At 71.0% G+C, this 16,186-nt stretch carries 21 protein-coding genes and 1 riboswitch; of the genes, 11 read left to right on the forward strand and 10 right to left on the reverse strand.

Annotation, left to right across the window (positions count from 1 at the left end):
- Positions 1 to 3: 3 nt before the first annotated feature.
- Positions 4 to 492 (reverse strand): hypothetical protein, encoded by a 489-nt coding sequence (locus tag JYK18_RS47035; RefSeq protein WP_242582254.1) that lies wholly within the window; start codon positions 490 to 492, stop codon positions 4 to 6.
- 253 nt (positions 493 to 745) lie between these two features.
- Between JYK18_RS47035 and JYK18_RS31025 the strand changes: the two genes are divergently transcribed.
- The 6 genes from JYK18_RS31025 (at position 746) to JYK18_RS31050 (ending at position 4,172) form a co-directional block, all read left to right on the forward strand.
- Positions 746 to 967, forward strand: coding sequence for a hypothetical protein (locus JYK18_RS31025; RefSeq protein WP_206806982.1), 222 nt, complete (start codon positions 746 to 748; stop codon positions 965 to 967).
- 109 nt (positions 968 to 1,076) lie between these two features.
- Positions 1,077 to 1,694, forward strand: coding sequence for a CDP-alcohol phosphatidyltransferase family protein (locus JYK18_RS31030; RefSeq protein ID WP_206806983.1), 618 nt, complete (start codon positions 1,077 to 1,079; stop codon positions 1,692 to 1,694).
- 47 nt (positions 1,695 to 1,741) lie between these two features.
- Positions 1,742 to 2,125, forward strand: a complete 384-nt coding sequence (gcvH, locus tag JYK18_RS31035) for a glycine cleavage system protein GcvH (protein WP_206806984.1) — start codon at positions 1,742 to 1,744, stop codon at positions 2,123 to 2,125.
- A gap of 120 nt (positions 2,126 to 2,245) precedes the next feature.
- Positions 2,246 to 2,710: a glycogen accumulation regulator GarA gene (garA, locus tag JYK18_RS31040; protein WP_113692303.1), complete on the forward strand. Its 465-nt coding sequence runs from the start codon at positions 2,246 to 2,248 to the stop codon at positions 2,708 to 2,710.
- On the forward strand, positions 2,707 to 3,453 hold the full coding sequence (locus tag JYK18_RS31045) for a MerR family transcriptional regulator (protein ID WP_206806985.1): 747 nt from the start codon (positions 2,707 to 2,709) through the stop codon (positions 3,451 to 3,453). The genes garA and JYK18_RS31045 overlap by 4 nt, the downstream gene beginning before the upstream one ends.
- Before the next feature lie 245 nt (positions 3,454 to 3,698).
- Positions 3,699 to 4,172: a bifunctional nuclease family protein gene (locus tag JYK18_RS31050; RefSeq protein ID WP_113692302.1), complete on the forward strand. Its 474-nt coding sequence runs from the start codon at positions 3,699 to 3,701 to the stop codon at positions 4,170 to 4,172.
- A 45-nt stretch (positions 4,173 to 4,217) separates the two neighbouring features.
- Here the strand turns inward: JYK18_RS31050 and JYK18_RS31055 are convergent, their stop codons facing one another.
- The gene (locus JYK18_RS31055) at positions 4,218 to 4,850 is read right to left on the reverse strand and encodes a TetR/AcrR family transcriptional regulator (RefSeq protein ID WP_206806986.1); all 633 of its coding nucleotides are present in this window, start codon (positions 4,848 to 4,850) and stop codon (positions 4,218 to 4,220) included.
- A 200-nt stretch (positions 4,851 to 5,050) separates the two neighbouring features.
- Between JYK18_RS31055 and JYK18_RS31060 the strand changes: the two genes are divergently transcribed.
- The gene (locus JYK18_RS31060) at positions 5,051 to 5,617 is read left to right on the forward strand and encodes a MerR family transcriptional regulator (RefSeq protein ID WP_206806987.1); all 567 of its coding nucleotides are present in this window, start codon (positions 5,051 to 5,053) and stop codon (positions 5,615 to 5,617) included.
- 42 nt (positions 5,618 to 5,659) lie between these two features.
- A riboswitch (glycine riboswitch) is annotated at positions 5,660 to 5,761 on the forward strand.
- A gap of 181 nt (positions 5,762 to 5,942) precedes the next feature.
- Here the strand turns inward: JYK18_RS31060 and JYK18_RS31065 are convergent.
- Entirely contained in the window at positions 5,943 to 6,302 is a 360-nt protein-coding gene (locus JYK18_RS31065) for a nuclear transport factor 2 family protein (protein ID WP_206806988.1), read from the reverse strand.
- A gap of 110 nt (positions 6,303 to 6,412) precedes the next feature.
- On the opposite strand from JYK18_RS31065, the gene JYK18_RS31070 reads away from it, so the two are divergent.
- A complete protein-coding gene (locus JYK18_RS31070; protein ID WP_206806989.1) occupies positions 6,413 to 7,225 on the forward strand; it encodes a helix-turn-helix domain-containing protein in 813 nt (270 codons plus the stop codon).
- On the opposite strand, the gene JYK18_RS31075 is transcribed toward JYK18_RS31070, so the two are convergent.
- The gene (locus JYK18_RS31075; protein WP_206806990.1) at positions 7,196 to 8,398 is read right to left on the reverse strand and encodes an MFS transporter; all 1,203 of its coding nucleotides are present in this window, start codon (positions 8,396 to 8,398) and stop codon (positions 7,196 to 7,198) included. The two genes, JYK18_RS31070 and JYK18_RS31075, sit on opposite strands and share 30 nt — an antisense overlap.
- A 120-nt stretch (positions 8,399 to 8,518) precedes the next feature.
- Here JYK18_RS31075 and JYK18_RS31080 point away from each other — a divergent pair, with 120 nt between their 5' ends.
- Positions 8,519 to 9,244 (forward strand): aldo/keto reductase, encoded by a 726-nt coding sequence (locus tag JYK18_RS31080; RefSeq protein ID WP_206806991.1) that lies wholly within the window; start codon positions 8,519 to 8,521, stop codon positions 9,242 to 9,244.
- A gap of 44 nt (positions 9,245 to 9,288) precedes the next feature.
- Here the strand turns inward: JYK18_RS31080 and JYK18_RS31085 are convergent, their stop codons facing one another.
- The 6 genes from JYK18_RS31085 to JYK18_RS31110 all read right to left on the reverse strand — a co-directional run bounded on the left by JYK18_RS31085 (position 9,289) and on the right by JYK18_RS31110 (position 14,990).
- Complete coding sequence (locus JYK18_RS31085; protein WP_206806992.1) at positions 9,289 to 9,849, reverse strand: hypothetical protein; 561 nt, start codon at positions 9,847 to 9,849, stop codon at positions 9,289 to 9,291.
- A 406-nt stretch (positions 9,850 to 10,255) separates the two neighbouring features.
- The gene (locus JYK18_RS31090) at positions 10,256 to 11,161 is read right to left on the reverse strand and encodes a 3-methyladenine DNA glycosylase (RefSeq protein WP_206806993.1); all 906 of its coding nucleotides are present in this window, start codon (positions 11,159 to 11,161) and stop codon (positions 10,256 to 10,258) included.
- Entirely contained in the window at positions 11,158 to 12,207 is a 1,050-nt protein-coding gene (locus tag JYK18_RS31095; RefSeq protein ID WP_206806994.1) for a hemolysin family protein, read from the reverse strand. The genes JYK18_RS31090 and JYK18_RS31095 overlap by 4 nt, the downstream gene beginning before the upstream one ends.
- On the reverse strand, positions 12,204 to 13,571 hold the full coding sequence (locus tag JYK18_RS31100) for a hemolysin family protein (RefSeq protein ID WP_374195074.1): 1,368 nt from the start codon (positions 13,569 to 13,571) through the stop codon (positions 12,204 to 12,206). The genes JYK18_RS31095 and JYK18_RS31100 overlap by 4 nt, the downstream gene beginning before the upstream one ends.
- A gap of 228 nt (positions 13,572 to 13,799) precedes the next feature.
- Positions 13,800 to 14,378 carry a TIGR03086 family metal-binding protein gene (locus tag JYK18_RS31105; protein ID WP_206806995.1) on the reverse strand — a complete coding sequence of 193 codons (579 nt, stop codon included), beginning with the start codon at positions 14,376 to 14,378 and terminating at the stop codon, positions 13,800 to 13,802.
- A gap of 12 nt (positions 14,379 to 14,390) precedes the next feature.
- Positions 14,391 to 14,990, reverse strand: a complete 600-nt coding sequence (locus JYK18_RS31110) for a TetR/AcrR family transcriptional regulator (RefSeq protein ID WP_206806996.1) — start codon at positions 14,988 to 14,990, stop codon at positions 14,391 to 14,393.
- A gap of 165 nt (positions 14,991 to 15,155) precedes the next feature.
- Here JYK18_RS31110 and JYK18_RS31115 point away from each other — a divergent pair, with 165 nt between their 5' ends.
- Positions 15,156 to 15,563: a hypothetical protein gene (locus JYK18_RS31115; protein ID WP_206806997.1), complete on the forward strand. Its 408-nt coding sequence runs from the start codon at positions 15,156 to 15,158 to the stop codon at positions 15,561 to 15,563.
- Between the two features lie 14 nt (positions 15,564 to 15,577).
- Complete coding sequence (locus JYK18_RS31120; RefSeq protein ID WP_206806998.1) at positions 15,578 to 16,180, forward strand: DUF3558 domain-containing protein; 603 nt, start codon at positions 15,578 to 15,580, stop codon at positions 16,178 to 16,180.
- Positions 16,181 to 16,186 lie beyond the last annotated feature (6 nt).

Below are 16,186 nucleotides of genomic sequence, written 5' to 3' on the forward strand. Positions count from 1 at the left end.
GGCTCATTCGAGCGGTACGACGGCGGCGAGCACGGTCCGGTCCTGGTTGCCGCACGTCGTGCCGCCCTGCGCGGTCGGCGCGCCCGAAACGCAGAGCCAGCCGTCGACCGTCTCGCTGACCGGTTCCTGCGAACCGGCTGGCTGCTTGCCCGCGATCGCCCGGTGGAACCGCTCGACCACCGAACGGGCCTCGGCGCACGGCACGCCGGACTCGGCTTCGTCCAGCACCTCCAGGGTGAAGCCGCTGGCCGCGGTCACCGTGCCGCAGCCGTTGTCCGGCGTGGCCCGCTCCGGCTTCGGTGCCGCCGTGGTGGTGGGCGGTGGTGGTGGGGGCGTGGTGGTCGGCGCCGGTGGCGGGGTGGTGGGCGCGGGCGGTGCGTCCACGCTGGGCACGGGTGGCGCGGCGGCCTGCTCCGGCTCCGCCGAACACGCGCCGAGCACGGCGAGCCCGGCGGCGGCGCCGAGGAGGCGTACGGTGGTGGTGGCGGTCAAAGCGGCCCCTTCCGCGAGAAGCGTGTGCGTCATTCTCGCCGAGGCCGTGGCCACGGGACGGTACCGACACGCGTCCTATGTGGACGGTAACGGACGGTGATTCCGTCCCAGCAGATGGAAAACCGGGTGAAAGATCGCGCGAGCCGTTAACGAACGGCCGCTGCCGACCGACAGGTATGTGGAGGACCACCGCGAACCCCGCGCGGTGCGTCCGGCGATCACCCCGACCCCGAGCGCAGAAGCATTGAGAGCGATGGACAACGCAGAATCCCCGGCCGAACCCGGAACAACCAGGTCCCAGTCCACCCCGAGGACACCGCCGACCGCGCCGTGCACCGTGGTGTGGAGCCTGGGACGCCCGTACGTACTGGAGAACAACGCCCGCTGGGTTGGTACCGACCGGCGTGGCCGTCCGCAGGTCCTCACCCGGGCGGAACTGCAGCGCCGCGGCTGGAGCTACCGCCGCGCAGGCTGAACGCTCGCTTCGAGCGGGAGCTCGAGTGCGGTTCCGGCGGGCCCGGCGGCTCGTCCGCCGTCGGCAGGGCGAAGCCCCGGGCTCGCCGGGCACTGCCTAGGCTGAGCGGGTGAGCGAGCCCCGATCGGCGACCAGGCCGGAACCCTCTCTGGCCCGGCAGGCACTGACCGTGCCGAACCTGCTGTCCATCCTCCGGCTCGCCGGTGTCCCGGTGTTCCTGTGGCTGCTGCTCGGCCCGGAGGAGGACGGCTGGGCGTTCGCGGTGCTGGCCTTCGGCGGGTTCACCGACTGGCTCGACGGCAAGCTGGCCCGCTGGCTCGACCAGACCAGCAGGCTCGGCCAGCTGCTCGACCCGGCCGCCGACCGCCTCTACATCGTCGCCACCCTGGTCGCCTTCCTGCTGCGCGACATCGTCCCGTGGTGGGTGGTGGCGCCGCTGGTGGTGCGCGAGCTCGTGGTCGGCGGCTGCATCCTGGTGCTGCGCCGCCACCACTACGCCCCGCCCGAGGTCACCTACATCGGCAAGGGCGCCACCTTCGTGCTGATGTACGCCTTCCCCTTCCTCCTGCTCACCCAGGGCGGCTCCGACCTGGCCGCGGTCGCCCGCCCGATCGCCTACGCCTTCACCACCTGGGGCGGCGTGCTGTACCTGTGGTCCGGCGCGCTGTACGTGCTCCAGACCGTGCGGGCGATATCGCCCGGCCGGGGTGCCACCACCGCCGCCTGAATGACAGACTTGCCCTCCTCGACCGGTGGTGAGAAAGGGGAAGGGCGTTGTCCACTCCGGAGGAACTGCGCTACACCGAGGAACACGAGTGGGTCGTGGCGAGCGGTGACGGCGCGGTGCGCGTCGGCATCACCGACTACGCCCAGGAGCAGCTCGGCGACGTCGTCTTCGTCGACCTGCCCGAACCCGGGCTGGCGGTGACCGCCGGGGAGAGCTTCGGCGAGGTCGAGTCCACCAAGAGCGTGTCCGAGCTGTTCGCGCCGCTGGACGGCGAGGTGGTCGCGGTCAACGACGCGGTCGCCGACTCGCCCGAACTCATCAACTCCGACCCCTACGGCGAGGGCTGGCTGATCGAGCTGAAGCTGACCGGCTCGGCCACCCCGGACAGCCTGCTCGACGCCGAGGCCTACCAGCGCCTGACCCAGGCCTGAGCCCCGCGCCCGCGCGCGCGGCCGGTTGGGGGAGCCCACCAGGGGCCGAATCGATCAGGCACGGTACGTTGGGCTGCACACGTTTCGAAGAAAACCCTTCAGTGCGTAAGGAGAGCTCAGGTGAGCACGAACGACGGGCCCGGCGTTCCCCCGGAGCAGTCTCCGGAGCGGACCTCCGTCTTCCGGGCCGACTTCCTCGCCGAGGTCGAGGGACAGGAAGCCCAGGCGCCGGAGCCACCGGTCGCGGGCATCGACGCACTGCCGGCCGGATCGGCCCTGCTGGTCGTCAAGCGCGGCCCCAACGCGGGCTCGCGCTTCCTGCTCGACCGCGACACCACCAGCGCCGGCCGCCACCCCGACAGCGACATCTTCCTCGACGACGTGACGGTTTCGCGCCGGCACGCGGAGTTCCGCCGCGAAGGCGGGGAGTTCGTGGTGATCGACGTGGGCAGCCTCAACGGCACCTACGTCAACCGTGAGCCGGTCGACCAGGCCGTGCTCGCCGGTGGTGACGAGGTCCAGATCGGCAAGTTCCGCCTCGTCTTCCTGACCGGCCCGGGCCACGGGGGCCAGGGGGCGCGGTGACGGCTGCCGGGCGGCAACCGCGAGATGGTCTGAGCATCGGGGCGGTGCTGGCGCAGCTGCGCGGCGACTTCCCCGATGTGACCATCTCCAAGATCCGGTTCCTCGAGTCGGAGGGACTGGTGCAGCCTGGCCGGACGCCGTCCGGTTACCGGCAGTTCGCCGCGGCGGACGTCGAGCGGCTGCGCTTCGTGCTGTCCGCGCAGCGCGACCACTACCTTCCGCTGAAGGTGATCAAGGAGCAGCTCGACGCCGCCGATCGCGGCGCCGAGGCGCCGGTGCCGTCGCTGCGGCCGCCGCGCAAGCTGGTCTCGCTCGGCACCGCGGCGGCCGAGCGCGGCCTGCCCGCGCCCGAGGACTTCGAGCCGTCCCGCCCGGTGCGGCTGACCCAGGAGGAGCTACTGGCGCAGTCCGGGATCGACGCCGCGATGCTGGCCGAACTCCAGCAGTACGGCCTGGTCCGGCCCGGGGCAGCCGGCTTCTTCGACCCCGACGCGGTGCTGGTGGCGAAAACGGTGCGGGCGATGACCGAGTACGGCATCGAACCCCGGCACCTGCGGGCATTCCGGGCATCCGCCGACCGGGAGGTCGGCCTCCTGGAGCAAATTGTTACGCCGGTCTACCGGCAGCGCGACGCGGCCGCGAAGGCCAGGGCGGACGAGGTGGTGCGCGAGCTGGCGGCCCTCTCGGTCACCCTGCACACGCTGCTGGTCAAGGCGGGTATCCGCGGGGTGACCGGCGGTTGACCCGGACGGCTGGGAATGATCTTGGACCGGCCCGTGTTGACCATCGCGCGGAGGTGTCCGGACGGCCCGGCGCCGAATCCGTTGCTGAACGCGGGGACCCCGATGCCGTACGGTTGGAGAAGCCCGCGAGGCGGGCGCGAAGGTAGAGCGAGCACAGCGTCCGGAAGACGGGTAGCGTCGAGGGTGGCGATGCGGGACCCTTGGCACAGCGTGCGGCCCGTGTGCAGGTTAGGGAGGCGAACCCGATGAGCGAGATGCGCGTCGTCGGCGTGCGGGTCGAACTGCCCGCGAACCAGCCGATCTTGTTGCTGCGGGAAACCGAAGGAGAGCGGTACCTGCCGATCTGGATCGGCTCGGTCGAGGCCACCGCGATCGCCCTGGAGCAACAGGGTGTGCGCCCGGCCCGGCCACTGACCCACGACCTCCTCAAAGAGGTCATCGGCGCACTCGGCCGGGAACTTGAGCAAGTGGTCATCACCGACCTGCGCGAAGGCACCTTCTTCGCCGAGCTGGTCTTCGACGGTGACATCCGCGTGTCGGCCAGGCCGAGCGACTCGGTGGCGCTGGCGCTGCGCGTCGGCGTGCCGATCCACGCCGAGGACGCCGTACTGGAAGAAGCCGGGCTGATCATTCCCGACGAGCAGGAGGACGAGGTGGAGAAGTTCCGCGAGTTCCTCGACTCCGTCTCCCCGGAAGATTTCCGCGGCGCTGACACTTAAGAACGCGAAACCGGCGCGGCCCCTCGGGACCGCGCCGGTTCGCTTTCACGCACTGGTCGCCTTCTCGAACAGCGTGGCCAGTTCGCGGCCGTAGTGCTCGGCGTCCAGGTCCGGCTCGCGGACCAGGCGGTTCGCCAGTCCGTCGAGTGCCTGCCGGATGCTCAGCGCCATCACCTCGACGTCGAACTCACCGAACGCGCCCTCCCGCTGACCCTGCGTCAGCTGCCGTTCGATGCGGCCGACCCGCATGTCCCGCAGCACCGCTTCGTGGAACATGTGGCCGCCGCCTTCCTGGCCGCCCCACACCTGGCCGAGGATCTCGTTCATCGCCCGCTGGAACGCCGGGTGCTGGGCCACGAACGCGGCCTCCGACTCGATGAACCCGCGCAGCATGCCCGCCCGGCTCGTGTCGCCGGCCAGCCGCTCGGTCATGAACTCGTCCTTGAGCTGCGAGATCTGCCCGATCGTCGCGCTCATCAGCTCCTCCTTCGAGGCGAAGTGGTAGGAGATCATCCGCGTGCTGCTCAGTCCGGCGTGCTCGACGATGCGGGCGAACGACGCCTTCGCGAAGCCGAGTTCGGCGATCACCTCGATGGTGGCCTGGATGATCTGCGCGCGCCGTGCCGCTTCGGTCACGGACAGTCCCAGTTCCGGCTGGGAGCCCTCGTTTACCTGCATGAGTAAAAATTAACACGGCCGAGTAAATCAGGCAAGCGTCAACCTTTGGCCGGACCGGCCGCGCGTCGCGTTGACCGGGTCCCCGACCCGGCTTACCGTCGACGGAGGTGAATCTCGACGGTGTGATTACGCCGTTCGGATGTTTGGATCCACCAGGACATGTTCTGCCGGCTGCTGCGGCCGGGCGAGGGGAGGCATGGGTGGTCGAGGGAAGGTCGTTCGAGGTGACCGACGGCGAGCAAGGTGAGCTCTTTCCCGACGCGTCCCTGCCCGACGAACTGGTCGGCTACCGGGGGCCCGCGGCCTGCCAGATCGCCGGCATCACCTACCGCCAGCTGGACTACTGGGCCAGGACGAAGCTGGTCGCGCCGAGCATCCGCACCGCGCACGGGTCGGGCTCGCAGCGGTTGTACTCGTTCAAGGACATCCTGGTCCTCAAGATCGTCAAGCGGCTGCTGGACACCGGGGTCTCGCTGCAGAACATCCGGGTCGCGGTGGAGCACCTGCGGGAACGCGGGGTGCGCGACCTGGCCAAGGTGACCCTGTTCTCCGACGGCACCACCGTCTACGAGTGCACCTCGCCCGAGGAGATCGTCGATTTACTGCAGGGCGGGCAGGGCGTGTTCGGCATCGCGGTGAGCGGGGCCATGCAGGAGATCAGCGGCACCATCCACGAGTTCCCGGCCGAACGGGCCGACGGCGGTGTGGTGGAAACGGTCCAGCCGGACGAACTGACCCAGCGCCGCAACGCCCGCCGGACCGGTTGATCACCGCGGTCGGTGAGTTGCTAATCTTGGCCCCGTAGTCGTAAACCCTGCGCGGGAGAGACCGGGCGGCCAATCGCCTCGCCCGGCGCCGAAGGAGCAACTCCTCCCCGGAAACTCTCAGGCACCCAGGACCGCGCGGGGGAGACGCCTCTGGAAAGCGGGTCGGCGGCCACTCACCGCACGACCCCGCCGAAGGTGCAAGCCCGTGGACTCGCGGGTGAACCTCTCAGGCGCCCGGACCAACGGGCAGGGACAGAGGGGGAGGCCCATTCATCCCCGCCCGCGCAGGCCCACAGCCAGCGGCTCCGCCGCTGATAGGCACGACTCAGCCGGGCACCTTGTCCAGGAACCCGTGCACCCGGGCGATCCGGTCATTCTCCACCACCAGCACGTCGAAGCCGATGGCCAGCGGCTCGGCGGCTCCCTCGGGACCGAGGTGCCAGGTGAACCGCGCGATGTCGTGGTGGCCGTCCACCGCGCCGTGCAGGCTGAACCGCAAGCCGGCGAACTGCTCGGCCGCCGTGGCGAAGAACTTCTCGATGTCGTCCCAGCCGGTCACCGCGCCGAGTGGATCGGTGTAGCCGGCGTTCTCGGTGAACAGCTCCTCGATCAGCGCGCGCCGCTCGGTGCCGGTGGCGTTCCAGGCGGCGAGGTAGCGCTCGGCGAGGGCGGTGAAGTCGGTCATGATCACTCCTTGGTGGGTTGGCTGAGCACAACCCTTCCCGGCGGCGCGCTGCGCGTCGATTACCCGGGAAGTAATGGCCGCCGCACCCGCCCGCCCGTAACGTCGACGCCGTGACCACAGCGACCGCTCCCCGTCCCGTCGGTGAACTCCTCCGCGAATGGCGGGATCGTCGGCGGATCAGCCAGCTCGACCTGGCCATCTCGGCGGATATCTCCACCCGGCACCTGAGCTTCGTCGAGACCGGGCGTTCCGCGCCGAGTCGCGACATGGTGCTCCGCCTCGGTGAACACCTCGACGTGCCGCTGCGCGAGCGCAACCAGCTGCTGCTCGCCGCCGGTTTCGCCCCGGTGTACGGCGAAAGCGGGCTCGACGCGCCCGAGATGGCCGCCGCCCGCGAGGCGGTCCGGCAACTGCTGACCGTGCACGAGCCCTATCCGGCGGTGGTGGTCGACCGGCGCTGGAACATGGTCGACTCGAACGCCAGCGTGGCGCTGCTGATCGCCGGGGTCGCGCCCGAACTGCTCGACGGCCCGGTGAACGTGCTGCGCGCGACGCTGCACCCCGACGGCATGGCGCCGCGGATCGCGAACCTGGGGGAGTGGCGGGCGCACCTGCTCGGCAGACTGCGGCGCGAGGTGGCCGCGACGGCCGACCCCGAACTGTCCGACCTGCTCGCCGAACTGCGCGGATATCCTTGCGCCGACGTGGTTCCCGAGGTCGAGGTGCCCAAGCCCGGCGACATCGTGGTGCCGTTGCGGCTGCGCCACGGCGACACCGAACTCTCCTTCTTCAGCACCGTGGCCACCTTCGGCACACCGCTGGACGTGACGCTCGCGGAACTGTCGATCGAGGCGTTCTTCCCGGCGGACGCGCACACCGCCGAGGTGATCCGGTCAACCCCGCTCGGCCCGCCAGCCGGGTAGCACGGTGATCGTCGAGGCGAACAGCAGCAGCGCGATCAGCAGGAACGGCCCGGCCACGCCGACCAGCCCGGACACCGCGCCCGCCGCGGCCGGAGCCGCCGCCTGCGCCACCCGGTTGCCGGTCAGCCGCAGCCCGAGCGCGGTGGAGCGCAGGTTGTCCGGCGCCTCGCGCACGGTCCAGGTCATGGTCAGCGGCTGACCGAGCCCGAGCGCCAGGCCGAGCACCGCCATCAGCACGGCCAGCGGCCAGAAACCGCCGGCGAACACCAGCGCGGTCACGCACAGCCCGGCCAGTCCACCGCTGACCAGCAGCACCGACAACCGGCCGAACCTGCCCACCAGCACCGGGATCAGCAGGCGGGACAGGAAGGAGAACCCGGCGCGCACGGCCAGCAGCACGCCGACCACCGCCGGGCTGAGCCCGCGATCCTCGCCCAGCACCGGAAGATAGGCGGTGATGACGTCCACTCCGGACATCACGGTGAAGCTGGTGAAGATCGCGACCAGCAGCCTGCGGTTGCGCAGCAGCGCCGCCGTCGATCCCTTGTGGACGGTCCGGTCACCGTTCTTCTTGTTGTGCGACAACGCCTTCAGGGTCCACGCCAGGCTCAGGCAGAGCAGGGTGATCACCACACCGAGCCCGGTGGCGAGCAGGAACGCCTCGCGGGTCTCGGCGAGCATCGTTCCCGCCGAGGCCGAACTGATCACGAACCCACCGGTGAGCGGGCCGATCAGCTGGCCGATCGAGGCCGCCGCGGTGAACCAGCCGAAGTTGCGGTCCTGGTGCTCCGGCGGGGAAAGCTCGGCGACCAGGCCCTGGAAGGCCAGCATCAGCGCGAGCTGGCCGACGCCGATCACCACGTTCCCCGCGGCCATCAGCGGCAGGGTGCCGGCGAAGGCGAGGCCGAGTGCGCCGGTGGTCATCGCCACGCCGCCGCCGGCCAGCAGCCAGCCCATGGCACCGCGGTCGGCGGCGCGGCCCATCGGCAGCGCGAGGAACACCGGCAGGAGCGCGCCCGCCGCGGCCACCAGGCCGACCGCGGTGGCGTCACCGCCGAGCGCGAGCACGCGGTAGGAGGCGACGGGCCGGATCAGGAAGGTGGCCAGGTGGACGGCGAGCGAGGCGGTGACGACCAGCGCCAGTCCGGTGGTCGCGGGGCGGGGGACGGGCACTCGATCATCGTCGCAGTGCGCGCGTCGCCGGGCACGCCCACTGGCGCGGGTGAGAGGATTCTCGCAGCGGGAGCCCCTCCTCGCGGCACGAGTCCGACGATCCCAGTGAGGAACTGCTTGGTGAGCATCGCGCTGAACGACGAGGTCCTGCTCCCGCTGATCAGCTTCGACGCCGGTGCGCTGCCGCCGGACACCGTGGCCGGCGCCGTGCGCCAGGCACTCGCCGCCGGGTACCGCGCCATCGGCGTGCGGCCGTCGGGCGAGTCGGGGGCCGGGGAGGCGATCCGCGAGCTGCCGCCGGGTGAAGTCTTCGTCACACTGACCCTGCCCGGCACCGGTACCGCCGAGGCGCTGGCCTCGGGGCTGCGCATGCTCGGCACCGACCGGATCGATCTGGTGCTGCTGGAACGGCCGACCGCGCCGGGGTGGTCGGAGCTGGCACGCGCGCAGGCCGCGGGACAGGTCCGCGCGCTGGGCGTCGCCGGGCTCACCGCCGACGCGCTGCGCCGGTTCGTCGAGACCACCGGCGTGCCCGCGGCACACCGGCTCGACCTGCATCCGCGCGAACCGCGGGCCGAACTGCGCGCGCTGCACGCCGAACACGGCATCGTCACCATCGCGGCGGACCCGGTCGGGCCGGGCGCGCTGCCGGGGGTGCTGCGCGGGCTGGCCGCCAAGTACGGCAAGAGCCCGGCGCAGCTGGTGCTGCGGTGGCAGCTCGAACTCGGGCACGCCGTGGTGGTCGGGCCGGGCCCGGCCACCCTGCTCGCCGAGCAGCTCGGCGTGTTCGACTTCGAACTGGCCGCCGACGACCTCGCGGTGATCGCCGAACTCGAAGGGACGTAGGCACCCGCCCGGCGAGCCATCGGGAGGACTCTCCGGGCGGCGGCCTAGGTCGCCTTCAGCCCGGCGGCCGCGAAGTCGGCCTGCTGCGCGGGTTCGGTCAGGAAGCCGCGGAAGGTCTGCGCGGCGCGCTTCTGCACGTCGTCCACGCCGTTGCCGGACAGCCCGATGAACGGGTAGTCCGCCGAGCGCGCCGAGGCCACCGACTGCGCCGGCGAGCCGATCAGCTCGGGCTTCTTCGTGGTCAGCTCGCTGATCCACCACGAGGACTCCGGCAGCCAGGCCGCCGGCATGCCGCGGATCGAGCTCAGCTCGCTCTGGCCGAGCAGCGCGTCGAGCACGCGCTGCGAAGCCATCCCGTCCACGGTGATGGTGATGCAATGCCCGTGCACCACGGTCTTCGCGTCGTTCCAGCGGGTGGCCGCGGCCTTGACCGGTGCCTCCGCGCTGGGCGTGACGACCACCCGGAGGGTGGCGTCGCCTTCGGCGCAGCTGGCGGCCTGTGCTTCGGCGCGGCTGCTCAGCTCGCCGCTGGCCCAGCCCCAGCCCAGCCAGCCGAGGCCGATCAGGGCGACCAGGACCAGGCAGGCGATCGGCCACTTGGCCACGCGGCGGCGGGTCTTGCCGATCGCGCGGTGGCTGCCGGTGGTGCTGACCGCCTTGTGGCTGCCGGTGGTGGTGACGTTGCGCTCCGGGCCCTGTTCGGGCGGCGGCGCCGGGGTGAAGTAGGAGGAGGGCGGGGGTTCCGGGGCGCGGTGGGGAGCTCGGGGGGCCGCGGGCCGGGCGGTGCGGGGAGGTGTGTCACGGGGAGGTGCGGTCCGGGGAGCGGATGTCCGGTTCGCGGGGGAACGATGGCCGGACGATCTGCCGTGAGGGGGTTCCGGAGCCGGGTCCTCGACCAAGCTGTGTCGCCCCATCGTGTGCCTTTCTCGTCTGATACTTGGACGCTCTCAGTATGCAACCAAAACGTTATCACTCTAACAGACGTAATCTGTCCGGGAAATGTGATGACGCTCAGTTGTCGCACAGCCTGCCAGCATCGGTACAACCGGACAATAGTGTGTTGCTGTACTCGATCAGGCGAGCCCGCAGTGGCTGGGCGCGGCGGGCGAAAGCGGCCTGTGCCCTGGCGTATTCGGCGCGGCCCGCCGGCGTTTCGATCGGCACCGCTGCGTAACCGAGCGGGGACAAATCGTAAGGACTCGCGCGCATGTCCAGTTCGCGGATGTCGGCCGCCAGTGCAAAACAGTCGCCGATCAGCTCGGCGGGCACGAATGGGCCCAGTTTGTAGGCCCATTTGAACAGGTCCATGTTCGCGTGCAGGCAGCCCGGCTGCTCCAGCTCCCGCTGCGTCTCCCTGGTCGGCGCCAGGGTGTTGCGCGGGACGGCCTCGGGGGTGAAGAAGCGGAAGGCGTCGAAGTGGCCGCAGCGCACCTCTAGTGATTCCACCACCTCGTCCGTCCCGCGTTCGCCCAGCCGCAGCGGAAGCTGGGCGTGCCGAACCTCGTCGTGGGGCTGCCGGTAGACCATCGCCCACTCGTGCAGCCCGAAGCAGTTGAGCCGGGCCGGGCGCGACGCCGTCGCCTCCAGCAGCGAGGAGACGTAGCGGGCGGTCCGCTCGCGCGCCGGGGTGAACTCCGCCGGGTCGACGGTGACGCCGTCCGGGGTCTCGCGGTACCCGCGCCGGTCCAGGAACCGCTTCGCCGAGGCACCCGCGAGCACCACGCCGTACCCGGGCTGCCACCGCTCCACGTGCGCCGGCCGGTGGGAGTAGTAGGTGAACAGGAAGTCCAGCACCGGGTGCTTCTCCCCGCGCGACCGGCGTTCGGCGTGCGGCACGGTCCACTTCCGCATCCGCGCGACGTGGGTCTCCTCGCGAGCCCGCCACTCGGGCTCGGCGAGGATCTCCACCGCGTTCACGCCGTCACGTGCGTGCCGTCCCGCACGGTGCCCACGTATTCCTCGACCAGGTCCTCCAGCGCCACCACGCCCACCACGGTCCCATCCGCGCCGAGCGCCCTGGCCAGGTGCCCCCGTTCGCGGCGCATCACCGACAGCGCGCTGTCCAGCTTCGCCTCCGCCGAGACCTCGCTCAGCGCCCGCGTCTTCGACGGCGGCACCTTCGTCTCGGCCGGTTCGCCGACCAGCTCCAGGATGTCCTTGACGTGGATGTACCCGGCCAGCCCGCCCTCGGCGTCCAGCACCGGGAAGCGGGAGAAGCCGGTGCTCGACACGGCCTGCTCGACGTCGCCGACGGTCGGTGAGGCGGGCAGCGTGGTGAGCTCGGGGACCGGCACCAGCACGTCCGCCACGGTCTTGCGGACCGAGGACAGCGTCTGGCTCAGCCGCTGGTGCTCGGACTGCTCCAGCAGCCCCTCGCGGCGCGACTCGCTGAGCAGTTCGGCGAGTTCGGCCGAGGTGTAGGCGGTCTCCAGCTCGTCCTTCGGCTGGACCTTGAGCACCCGCAGCCCCGCGTTGGCCACCGTGTTCAGCAGCCAGATGAACGGGTTCGCCAGCTTCACCCAGGCCACGTGCACCGGGACCAGCCACAGCGCCAGCCGCTCCGGATCGGCGATGGCCAGGTTCTTCGGCACCATCTCGCCGATCAGCACGTGCAGGATGGTCATCACGGTCAGCGCGAAGGCGAACGCGATCGGGTGGATCACGTACCCGGGCAGCGGCAGCCCGATCGCGCCGAAGGCGGCCTCCAGCTGGTGCGCCACCGCGGGCTCACCGAACTGGAGCAGCAGCAGCGAGCAGATGGTGATGCCCAGCTGCGCCCCGGCCAGCATCTGCGAGACGTGCTTGCTGGCGTTGATCACGATCCGGGCGCGGGTGGTGCCCTGCTCGGCGAGTGCCTCCAGGCGGTCGCGCCGGGAGGAGATGAGCGCGAACTCCGCGCCCACGAAGAAGGCGTTGGCCAGCAGCAGCAGGCCGATCAGCGAAATGGCGACCCAGTCGTTCACCTGGCCACCTCCACCCGGGGCGAGGCGGCGGGCGCCGCCGTGGCCGGTTCCGGTTTCCCGGTGCTCGGCCGGACGCTGATCTCGGCGATGCGCAGCCGGTCCATCGTGGTCACGGTGAGCCGCCAGTCGTCGACCTCGGCCGAGTCGCCGGGGCCGGGGATCCGGCCGAGGCGTTCGAGCACCAGGCCCGCGATCGTCTCGTAGTCGCCTTCGGGCATGTGGAAGCCGGTGATCTCGCGGACCTCGTCGGCCCGCAGCTGCCCGGAGACCACCCAGCTGTCCGCGCCGAGCTGCCGCGACGACGGTTCCTCGCGGTCGTCGTGCTCGTCGAGCACGTCACCGATGATCTCCTCGACCACGTCCTCCAGGGTGACCAGCCCGGCCGTGCCGCCGTACTCGTCGACCACGATGGCCAGCTGGAAGCGCGAGTCCCGCAGCCGGTTCAGCAGCGCGTCCCCCGGCAGCGACTCGGGCACGGTGGGCACCGGCCGCATCACCGAGCCGATGCGCACGGTGTCGCGCTCGGCTTGGCGCACGGTGAACGCCTGCTTGACGTGGACCGCGCCCTGCACGTCGTCCAGGTCCTCGTTGTAGACCGGGAACCGGGAGAACCCGGTGCGCTGGGACAACGCGATGAGGTCGTTGATCGAGCCGTCCACGGTCAGCGACTCGACCTGCACGCGCGCGGTCATCAGTTCCTCCGCGGTGCGGTCGCCGAAGCGCAGCGACTTGTCCAGCAGCTCCGCGGTGGCGGTGTCGAGCGTGCCGCTCTCCGCGCTGGACCGCACGATCGAGCCCAGTTCCTGCGGCGACCGCGCCGAGCGCAGTTCCTCCTGCGGTTCCACGCCGAACTTGCGCACCACCCAGTTCGCGCTGTTGTTCATCAGCGTGATGAGCCACTTGAACGTCTTGGAGAAGCGCGAGTGGTAGCCGGCCACCGCGCGCCCGGTCTGCAGCGGGCGGGCGATGGCCAGGTTCTTCGGCATCATCTCGCCGAGCACCATGGACAGCGAGGTGGCGATCACCAGCGCCAGCACCACCGACAGGCCCTGGGCCACCGGCTGCGACAGGCCGAACCCGGTCAGCGGCGGCTCGATCAGGTCACCGATCAGCGGCTCGGCCACATACCCGGTGATCAGCGTGGTCAGCGTGATCGCCACCTGCGCGCCGGAGAGCTGGAACGACAGCGTCCGGTGGGCCTCCAGCAGCGTCTTGGCCTTGCGGTCGCCGACCTGGCGGACGTTGGCCTCGACGGTGCTGCGCTCCAGCGCGGTGAGCGAGAACTCGGCGGCGACGGCCAGTCCGGTGCCGATGGTCAGCACCACCACGAACAGCACGCCGAGGATCGAAAGCAGGATTTCCATCAGCGGTCTCCGGCGGCGGTTCGCAGGCCGGGACGCGGGCCGAGGGGGAGGGGAACGGGGAAGCCGGGCTTGCCACCCGGCTTAGTACTGTCACCAGGTGACGGCGCGTCGCGCACGGAAGGGTCTCTCCTCAGGAGGGGTTGTCACGTCCCGTAGATGATACCGGCCGGTTGGGCCGAACGTGCGAGTGATCTCGGGATGTCCCTGCTCACAGGCGCTCACGGAAGCTCACAGAGCGCTCCGGGTGAGGGCGGGATCGCGGCCGAGCAGGGCCACCAGCCGGTCCGACGGGGTGGCGTCCGGCGCGGTCCGGACCGGCGCCGCGAAGATGCCGCCGCCCTGCCAGCCGGAGACCTGCGGGCCCAGTTCGGCGAGCAGGTCCTCGGCCAGCTCGTCACCGACGCGGTACTCGGCGCCGATGGCCACGGCGAGGTCCCACCCGTGCACCGCCAGGTCGCCGGTCATCTGCCAGCCGTAGTCCTCCAGCGGGATCTCCCCGAACGAGACGTGCACGGTTTCGCGGCCGGTGCCCTCGAAGGCGCGGCGGGCCGCGCGGGAGGCGGTTTCCCAGCGGCGGACCGGGTGATCACCCAGCTGCTCGCCGTCGTAGCGGTCGCCGACCTGCTCGACCGTGGCGCCGTCGAGCAGGTCCGGGGCCCACAGCTGCTCGTAGACCAGGTGGCCGAGCAGGTCGCGGACCGTCCACTCGGTACACGGGGTCGGGTCGTCCCACTGGTCGCGGCCGATGCGGTGGACGAGTTCGTCGAACCCGCGGAGGGCCTCAGCGTGCGCGTCGAGAAAGTCCATTCCCCGAGTCCATCACGGTGTCGCGGCGCCCGCAGGGTTGCGGTGGTGCACGCGCACGGTCTCCTCGACCAGGTCCAGCACCGGGGTGAGGTGGTCGGCGGGCAGGCCCATGGCCAGGTGCGAGACGAGCCCTTCGAGCACCAGCTCCAGGAACGAGGTGAGCACGTCGACGTCCACGTCGTCGCGCAGCTTGCCCGCCTCGCGCTGGCGCAGCAGGCGCTGGCGGGTGGCCCTGGTGAGCTGGTCGGAGCGCTCGGCCCAGCGCGAGCGGAACTCCGGGTCGGTGCGCAGGCGGCGGGACAGCTCCAGCCGCGTGCCGAGCCAGTCCGCCGGGTGCGCGCTGCCCTCGGTGAGCAGATCGCGCATCACCTGCACCAGGCCCTGGTCGGCGACCACCTGCGCCATGCGGACCGCGTCGTCCTCGGCGAGCGCGAGGAACAGCGACTCCTTGTCGCGGAAGTGGTGGAAGATGGCGCCGCGCGAGAGCCCGGTGGCTTCCTCCAGGCGCCGCACCGTGGCACCCTCGTACCCGTAGCGCGCGAAGCACACCCGCGCGCCGTCCAGGATCTGCCGCCGGCGAGCGTCGAGATGGTCCTGACTGACACGTGGCATCGTCCGATCCTGTCACCCGGGGTAGTGCCTTCGCAATCCGTACGTACGTACTGTGACGTCGGATCGGCGGCCTGCCTGGCGAATTTCCCACGGACCGGGGGAACCCTGGACTAGTCTGCTGCGTCAAAGGCATGACTTGCGGTGCTTGCGAATGGGGAGAACGGGATGTTCGACGTGGGTGGCGCGGCCAGCGCCGCGGTGAGCAAGGTCTGGGGAAGCAGCCTCACCAAGGACGCGCCTGCCCCCGCGCCAGGCGGTGCGGGCGGTTCGTTCGAGATGGACGCCGAGGAGCTAGAGGCCGTGATCGGCCTCTGGGAAGCCGAGGCGGACAAGCTGGTCGAGGACGCGAAGATCATCGAGGACATCTCCTGGGGCTTCACTCCGCCCGCGCCGGACGACGCGAGCGTCGGCTACGTCGACGCGGGCGTCAACTCGATCGAGGCGCTGCGCACCCAGAACGACTCCATGCTCAAGTACGCCCAGGAGTACGTGAACAAGCTGAAGGCGGCCAAGGAGGCCACGGTGGCCGCCGACGAAGCGAAGGCCCAGGCACTCAAGACGGCTCAGGCGTGAACAAACTGACAGCCGTGACCCTGCTCGTCGCCGCGGCGGCCGCGCTCTCCGCGTGCTCCGGGGAGACCGGGGGCAACCCGAAGCCGGTCGAGACCGCCGGGTCCACGGCCGCCGAGCAGCCGGGCGGACCGAAGATCGCGAACCCGCTCGACGTGAGCGCCTACCTCGGCAACCCGTGCGACCTGACGCCGCTGGAGAAGCTGTCCGCGGCCGGGTACACCGAGCCGGGGGAACCCAAGACCGAGGACGACGTGGCCAAGGTGCTGGCCGGGCCGAGCTGCCACTGGAGCGGCGCCGAACCCGGCGTCGGCATGACCGTCCAGGTGCAGACCGGCAACCGCGACAACGGCATCGGCGGCGTCGCCGGGCTGGAGAAGGCCAAGCAGGGCCGCCAGCTCGGGTTCCTGGAACAGACCGAGGACGTCGGCGGGTACCCCGCCTTCTTCGCCGGTCAGTCGGACCGCCGCGCGACCGGGAGCTGCGGGCTCGCCGTCGGCGTCGCCGACGACCTGACCTTCACGGTGACCAGCCTGGGGTACCAGGGTGCGCAGGACTCCTGCGACAACTCGGTACGGGTCGCCGGAATCGTGATCGACACGCTGAAAGGGGGCGCCTGAGGTGAG

It is taken from the genome of Amycolatopsis sp. 195334CR (assembly GCF_017309385.1).
In the GTDB taxonomy this organism is placed as follows: domain Bacteria; phylum Actinomycetota; class Actinomycetes; order Mycobacteriales; family Pseudonocardiaceae; genus Amycolatopsis.

Bases quoted from the DNA above. Each gene is read 5' to 3' on its own strand.
- JYK18_RS31105 (WP_206806995.1), bottom strand. From the start codon at position 14,378: ATGGACTTTCTCGACGCGCACGCTGAGGCCCTCCGCGGGTTCGACGAA.
- JYK18_RS31100 (WP_374195074.1), bottom strand. From the start codon at position 13,571: ATGGAAATCCTGCTTTCGATCCTCGGCGTGCTGTTCGTGGTGGTGCTG.
- JYK18_RS31050 (WP_113692302.1), top strand. From the start codon at position 3,699: ATGAGCGAGATGCGCGTCGTCGGCGTGCGGGTCGAACTGCCCGCGAAC.
- JYK18_RS31055 (WP_206806986.1), bottom strand. From the start codon at position 4,850: ATGCAGGTAAACGAGGGCTCCCAGCCGGAACTGGGACTGTCCGTGACC.
- JYK18_RS31110 (WP_206806996.1), bottom strand. From the start codon at position 14,990: ATGCCACGTGTCAGTCAGGACCATCTCGACGCTCGCCGGCGGCAGATC.
- JYK18_RS31115 (WP_206806997.1), top strand. From the start codon at position 15,156: ATGTTCGACGTGGGTGGCGCGGCCAGCGCCGCGGTGAGCAAGGTCTGG.
- JYK18_RS31065 (WP_206806988.1), bottom strand. From the start codon at position 6,302: ATGACCGACTTCACCGCCCTCGCCGAGCGCTACCTCGCCGCCTGGAAC.
- JYK18_RS31025 (WP_206806982.1), top strand. From the start codon at position 746: ATGGACAACGCAGAATCCCCGGCCGAACCCGGAACAACCAGGTCCCAG.